The following is a 6,373-nucleotide window of genomic DNA, read 5'->3' as shown; positions in this document are numbered from 1 at the left end:
GGGCTGAAAAATGTCAAGTTTGGGCCATTTGTATCAAAAGATGAGTATCCAATGCTTGTAAAGGATGCCGATGTCGGTCTGGTAAGTCTGAGCAGCAAGAATAAGACGCCAGTAGTTCCTGGGAAAATACTGGGCTATATGGCTGCATCTGTTCCAGTAATTGCCTTTCTGAATAAGGAAAGCGATGGACACAAAATCATAAAAGATGCTCAATGTGGCTACTCAGAAGTCTCGAATAATGTTGAAAAGGCAGTTGAAGCAATAATTAAGATTTACAATGAGCGCCATAGGTTGAAGGAGTATGGGGAAAATGGCTTCAATTATGTAAAAGACAATTTTGAGAAAGATGTATGTATAAGACATTTGGAAAAGCTATTTTAAGAGAAGGTAAGGTTTTATAAATATGAAGATACTGATTGTATTCGGTACTAGGCCTGAAGCCATCAAATTAGCTCCTGTAATCCTTGAGTTAAAAAAATATCCCGATATCCAAACTAAGGTATGCGTTACTGCACAACACAGACAGATGCTTGATCAGGTATTGGGTCTTTTTGATATCACCCCTGATATAGATCTTAATTTAATGATGCCGAACCAGACTCTATCCGAGCTTACCGCAAGGGTTGTTGATAGGATAGACAAGGTTTTCAGGGAAGAACAACCTGATGTTGTCTTGGTGCAGGGGGATACAACAACAGTGATGGCCGCTGCATTAGCTGCCTTTTACAACAACATCCCGGTTGGACATGTAGAGGCAGGATTGCGCTCAGATGATTTATACTCACCCTTTCCGGAAGAAATGAACCGGAGAGTCACGAGCATCCTTAGTCATTATCATTTTGCCCCAACAGAAAAGGCAAAGAGTGCGTTGCTGAAGGAGGGCATACCAGTGGAGCGGATTTTTGTGACAGGGAATACAGCAATTGATGCATTATATATGACTTTAAGGAAACCCATTCCGCAGGCTGCAAGAGACATATTGAGCAGAGCAGGGATTCATGGCAATGGAAATGAGCGTAAGATGATCCTTGTTACTGCTCACAGACGCGAGAATTTTGGAGAAAGATTTGAAAGCATATGCCAGGGCATTAAACGATTGATTGAAAGAAATCAGGATGTTGTCATTGTGTATCCTGTTCATTTAAATCCTAACGTGCAAGAGCCGGTAGCCCGTATCTTAAAGGGACTGGATAGAGTATTGTTGATAGAGCCGGTAGAGTATGATACAATGGCACATCTGATGAATGCTACTGCAATAGTTTTGACTGATTCCGGAGGCATACAGGAGGAAGCACCGTCACTCGGCAAGCCGGTATTGGTTATGCGGGTTGAAACTGAGCGTCCTGAAGGAGTTAAGGCAGGTACTGCGAGGCTTGTAGGTCCATATGCCGATAGAATCGTAGCTGAAACAGAAAGGCTTTTAAGAGACAAGGCTGCCTATAATGAAATGGCAGTTGCAGTTAACCCTTACGGGGATGGTAAAGCAGCAAAGCGGATTGTGGAAATTCTTTTATCAAATATATGATGGAGGGTCAAGTGGTAGGGAATTATAAGAAGCGGGTAGATATTGTAACTGGATATCTGGATAGGCTTAATCTTGCACGAGAAATTATTGATTACTACGCAGGAAGAACCATACTTGTGACAGGCGGAGCAGGAGCCATAGGTAGCAACCTAATTATCGCTCTATCGAGTCTTGTCGGGAGTAATGGAAAAATACTGGTTCTCGATAATCTTTCCTCCATAAAAACAAAGGATCCATGGAATGTAACTCCTCTACCCAATATAATGTTTGTGTTTGGCGATGTGCGCAGCGATATTGATTTGAAAAGAGTATTTAAAGAAGAACCGAGTATTATTTTCCATCTGGCTGCTTTCTTTGCCAATCAAAAATCTGTAGATTATCCCGAAACGTCTGCTGAAGTCGATGTCATTGGGCAGATTCGACTGTTAGAGTATGCGAAGATAGCAAAGATTGATAGATTTGTATATGCTTCAAGCGGTTGCGCAATATATGGGTCTTACCCTGAGTTGCCATTGAAGGAAGAATTTATTTCTATGCATCTTACCACACCATACCAAATCAATAAAATGACAGGGGAGATGTACTGTAATTTCTATCATCATCACTATGGATTACCGATTGTAAACTGTCGGTTCTTTAATTCTTATGGTCCCGGTGAAGTTCCAGGACAGTACAGAAATGTTATTCCGAACTTTATTTACTGGGCAATGAAGGGAATCGGACTTCCTATCACGGGTACAGGTGATGAGACAAGAGATTTCACCTATATGCTTGACCTTGTGCAGGGATTGATAAAGGCTGGTTATTACCAGAATGCTGTTGGAGAAAATTTCAACATAGCATCAGGAAAAGAAATACCGATAATAGAATTGGCTAAGTTGGTAAACGATGCAACCAGTAATAAGGCAGGGCTTATCTTTAGAGAGCGCCGCAGATGGGATACAAAGCCACGATTGCTGGCATCAATAGATAAAGCAAGAGAATTGATAGGGTATGAGCCAATTGTTAATTTTGAAGAAGGTTTCCAAACTAATATAGAATGGTTCAGGGATAATTGGGATAAAATAGAATCACTGGCAGACTTTCCTCCTGGCATGAGCAGTGCAGTTAGAAGCATTGAGAGTATTTGTGGTGCTGCGAAGTCTTAATTTTTCTAAAAAAGTGGTGCAAGAAACTATTAAATTAAGATGAGAATTCTTATCACTGGCGCTAATGGCTTTGTCGGCCGTGCATTGTGTGAAAGGTTGATAGCTGATGGCTGGCAGGTACGTGGGGCAGTTCGTTCTTTAGAAAGTACGGTGAGTCTTCCGGATGATGTTGAGCCTGTAATTATTGGCCCAATTGGGCCAGATACTAATTGGATCGATGCGTTAAAGGGGATTGATGCAATTGTTCACCTTGCCGCTCGGGTGCATGTAATGGGTAAAACCGTGTCTGAGCCTCTTGCTGCTTTTCATCAGGTGAATACGCAAGGAACTGAACATCTGGCACGTATGGTAGCAGGTGCCAGGGTGAAAAGGTTTGTCTACATCAGTTCTATCAAGGTGAATGGTGAGAACACAGACACACCTTGTACTGAACAGGACAAGCCATCTCCAGATGGTCCATATGCTATAAGTAAATTGGAGGCCGAGCAGGCTTTGCGGAAGATCGCATCGGATACCGAGCTTGAGATTGTCATCATACGGCCGCCACTTGTCTATGGCCCGGGTGCACGGGGTAACTTTGACAGGCTGGTTAGACTTGTTAAGAGTGGAGCGCCCCTTCCTCTTGGCAGTATTAAGAATCAACGCAGTTTTATTTATATCGGCAATCTTGTTGATGCAATAGTGAAGTGTATTGACCATCCAAATGCTGCAAACCAAACTTTTCTTGTCAGCGATGGACAGGATGTTTCCACTCCAGACTTGATAAGAATGATAGCCGAGGCGATGGGTAAAAGAGCAAGATTGTTTCCATGTCCTGTGTCTTTTTTGAAAATGATTGGTAAGATTACAGGCAAAAGCGGCGAAATTGAGAGGTTAGCAGGCTCTCTAATAATTGACAGTTCAAAGATTCGTAAGGAATTAAACTGGAATCCTCCATTCACTGTAGATGAAGGATTAAGACATACAGCAGAATGGTTCAGGGCTCATGAAGCGGGCATTTGATATAATAATGTCTTTGTTTTTCATCTGCGCCTTTGCTCTGCCTATGCTAGCTATAGCGATTCTTGTAAAAGTCACTTCCAAAGGACCTGTTTTATACTGGTCGGATAGAATAGGGACTGATAATAAGATATTCAAAATGCCTAAATTCCGTACAATGAAGATAAATACGCCGGCAGTAGCAACCCATCTTTTGTCTAACCCTAAACAATACCTTACGCGGGTTGGTAAATTTTTGCGCCGATCAAGTCTCGATGAGTTACCGCAGCTCTTGAGTATTCTTAAAGGGGATATGAGCTTTGTCGGTCCCAGACCTGCGCTTTTTAATCAGGATGATTTAATACAATTGAGGACAAAGAAAGGGATCCATAAGCTCACTCCAGGCCTTACTGGTTGGGCACAGATAAACGGTAGAGATGAACTTCCAATCCCTGTTAAAGTAGAATTTGACGAATATTATATGAAACACCGATCTTTTCTATTCGATCTTAAAATTTTATGGCTGACCCTTTTAAAGGTCCTTAGGAAAGAAGGTATAACTCACTAAACCTGGAAATGAGTGTGAACAATCAATGAGAGATTACGCACAAAAGCTTCTAACCCATACCCATCTAAAAAGATTTCTTTTCTTCTTTCTCTCCGATATTTTAATCACTACCATTTCCCTTCATCTCTCCTTTCTCCTACGTTTCGATTTTACACTAAGCAATGAATACAGAGGCATGCTTTTAAAAGCACTGCCTTTCTTTATTGTTATTAAATTAAGTGCGTTTGGAGTATTCAGGATGTATAGGATTACTTGGAGGTATGTGGGTATTAACGATCTTTGCAATATAGTTAATGCGATTATAGTTGCCAATTCTGTGCTTATGGTATTGATTTGGGTTCCATTTGCTCCTGCCCTACAGTTCATATCACTGCCCCATCTCAGTGGCTTTCCAAGGAGTATTTTCCTAATAGATGGCTTTATCTCGTTAATTTTACTATCCGGTATAAGGATATCAAAAAGATTATACTTAGAGGTTATTGCCAAAAAGAGATATGGGAAACAGGGCAAAAAGACTATCATCATAGGCGCTGGCAATACAGGAGAGATGATAGTGAGGGACATGGCAAGACAGGGCTTTTCTGATTTCTATCCTATTGGATTCCTCGACGATGATAAAACCCGGATAGGAACTTATATACACGGCATCAAGGTGATAGGCACAACTAATAAAATAAGAGATGCTATAAGAAAATATAATGCAGAGGCGGTTATTATTGCCATTCCTTCTTTGGATCACAAGACCATCAGGAATATTTATAATGCAGCAAAGGATTCTAAGATAGACACCATTAAGATCGTTCCCAAGATTTATGACTTTCACAAACTTGATATAAATCTGAAAAGTCTTGAAGAGATACGCATTGAAGACCTTATAGGCAGGCAGGCTGTAAAGGTTAATTATGAGGAAATAGAAGGGTTTTTAAAGGATAAAATTATTCTTATTACGGGAGCGGGTGGCTCTATAGGTTCTGAGATTACAATGCAGGTATGTGCTTTTCATCCCAGGAAAGTGATCCTCTTTGACATCGATGAGACAGCCCTGCATAATATGTCTCTGAAATTAGGCAGATCCTTTCCATACTCAAAAGATAAGATATTTTTCATAACCGGGGATATAAGAGATGAGGATAGGATTGAAGAAGTTTTCAAAACATTTTCCCCTCAAATTGTATTTCATGCGGCTGCTTACAAACATGTGCCAATGATGGAATATAATCCAAAAGAGGCAGTTAAGGTGAATATGTTTGGCACATATCTGCTTGCAAAGGCATCAGTGGATTACGGCGTAGAAAAGTTTATCATGATATCTACAGATAAGGCGGTAAGTCCAACCAGCATTATGGGAGCAACAAAGAGGATGGCAGAGCATATTTGTAAGGCATTTAACAATGCCGGCAACCAGCAGTTAGCAGTCAGCAATCAGGACGGGAGAATAGAGTTTGTATCAGTAAGGTTCGGTAATGTGCTTGGAAGCCGGGGAAGCGTTTTACCGCTATTCCTTGAACAATTAAGATATGGAGGTCCCCTTACCATAACACACAGGGAGATGCAGAGGTATTTCATGACTATACCAGAAGCAGTATCCCTTGTACTACAGGCATCCGTTATAGGAAAAGGTGAAGAGGTTTTAGTCCTTGATATGGGAGAGCCGATAAAGATTGTTGAACTGGCAGAAGAATTAATAAGAATCCATGGCCTTGAGCCATACAAGGATGTGGATTTAGAATTCATCGGCCTGAGACCAGGGGAAAAATTATTTGAAGAAATACTTACAGCAGAGGAGGAGACTGTTGCCAGCAAACATAAAAAGGTGTTTGTAGTAAAAAACAGTGAAAAATACTCCTTAGACGATATAACAACTATACTGGATAAATTTGGTGCAGCGCTGAAAGAAAAGTCTTCGGACGGAGATAAGCAGATTCGCCATTTGCTTAAAAAATATGTAAAACATTTCAATGAAGACTCCCATTAAAGACCAATCTCAAAATATTCCTTCAAATCTTCCGATAATTACTTCATTTCGCTAACAGCTTGATTTAAAAGTGTTCTTTCAGCGATAATGATTTAACTAACTTCTTGTTTTCCTTGGAGAAAAGATGAAACGCTATTATATAAAGACCTTTGGTTGCCAGATGAATGTGCATGACTCAG

At 40.6% G+C, this 6,373-nt stretch carries 6 protein-coding genes; all 6 read left to right on the top strand.

The window, feature by feature from the left end:
* The coding region (locus V7L97_RS10625; protein ID WP_333655814.1) for a glycosyltransferase at nucleotides 1-381 on the top strand (381 nt) is incomplete at its 5' end.
* 22 nt (nucleotides 382-403) lie between these two features.
* Nucleotides 404-1,525, top strand: a complete 1,122-nt coding sequence (gene wecB, locus V7L97_RS10620) for a non-hydrolyzing UDP-N-acetylglucosamine 2-epimerase (RefSeq protein WP_333655812.1) — start codon at nucleotides 404-406, stop codon at nucleotides 1,523-1,525.
* An 11-nt stretch (nucleotides 1,526-1,536) separates the two neighbouring features.
* On the top strand, nucleotides 1,537-2,673 hold the full coding sequence (locus V7L97_RS10615; RefSeq protein WP_333655809.1) for an NAD-dependent epimerase/dehydratase family protein: 1,137 nt from the start codon (nucleotides 1,537-1,539) through the stop codon (nucleotides 2,671-2,673).
* A gap of 39 nt (nucleotides 2,674-2,712) precedes the next feature.
* Nucleotides 2,713-3,675 (top strand): UDP-glucose 4-epimerase family protein, encoded by a 963-nt coding sequence (locus tag V7L97_RS10610; RefSeq protein WP_333655807.1) that lies wholly within the window; start codon nucleotides 2,713-2,715, stop codon nucleotides 3,673-3,675.
* Nucleotides 3,659-4,219: a sugar transferase gene (locus V7L97_RS10605; protein WP_333655804.1), complete on the top strand. Its 561-nt coding sequence runs from the start codon at nucleotides 3,659-3,661 to the stop codon at nucleotides 4,217-4,219. The genes V7L97_RS10610 and V7L97_RS10605 overlap by 17 nt, the downstream gene beginning before the upstream one ends.
* 262 nt (nucleotides 4,220-4,481) lie before the next feature.
* On the top strand, nucleotides 4,482-6,194 hold the full coding sequence (locus tag V7L97_RS10600) for a polysaccharide biosynthesis protein (protein ID WP_333655802.1): 1,713 nt from the start codon (nucleotides 4,482-4,484) through the stop codon (nucleotides 6,192-6,194).
* Nucleotides 6,195-6,373 lie beyond the last annotated feature (179 nt).

The sequence above is a fragment of the Dissulfurispira sp. genome (assembly GCF_036745535.1).
GTDB lineage: Bacteria > Nitrospirota > Thermodesulfovibrionia > Thermodesulfovibrionales > Dissulfurispiraceae > Dissulfurispira.
This window is presented reverse-complemented; position numbering and strand designations above follow the sequence as displayed.

Bases quoted from the DNA above. Each gene is read 5' to 3' on its own strand.
- wecB (WP_333655812.1), top strand. From the start codon at position 404: ATGAAGATACTGATTGTATTCGGTACTAGGCCTGAAGCCATCAAATTA.
- V7L97_RS10610 (WP_333655807.1), top strand. From the start codon at position 2,713: ATGAGAATTCTTATCACTGGCGCTAATGGCTTTGTCGGCCGTGCATTG.
- V7L97_RS10605 (WP_333655804.1), top strand. From the start codon at position 3,659: ATGAAGCGGGCATTTGATATAATAATGTCTTTGTTTTTCATCTGCGCC.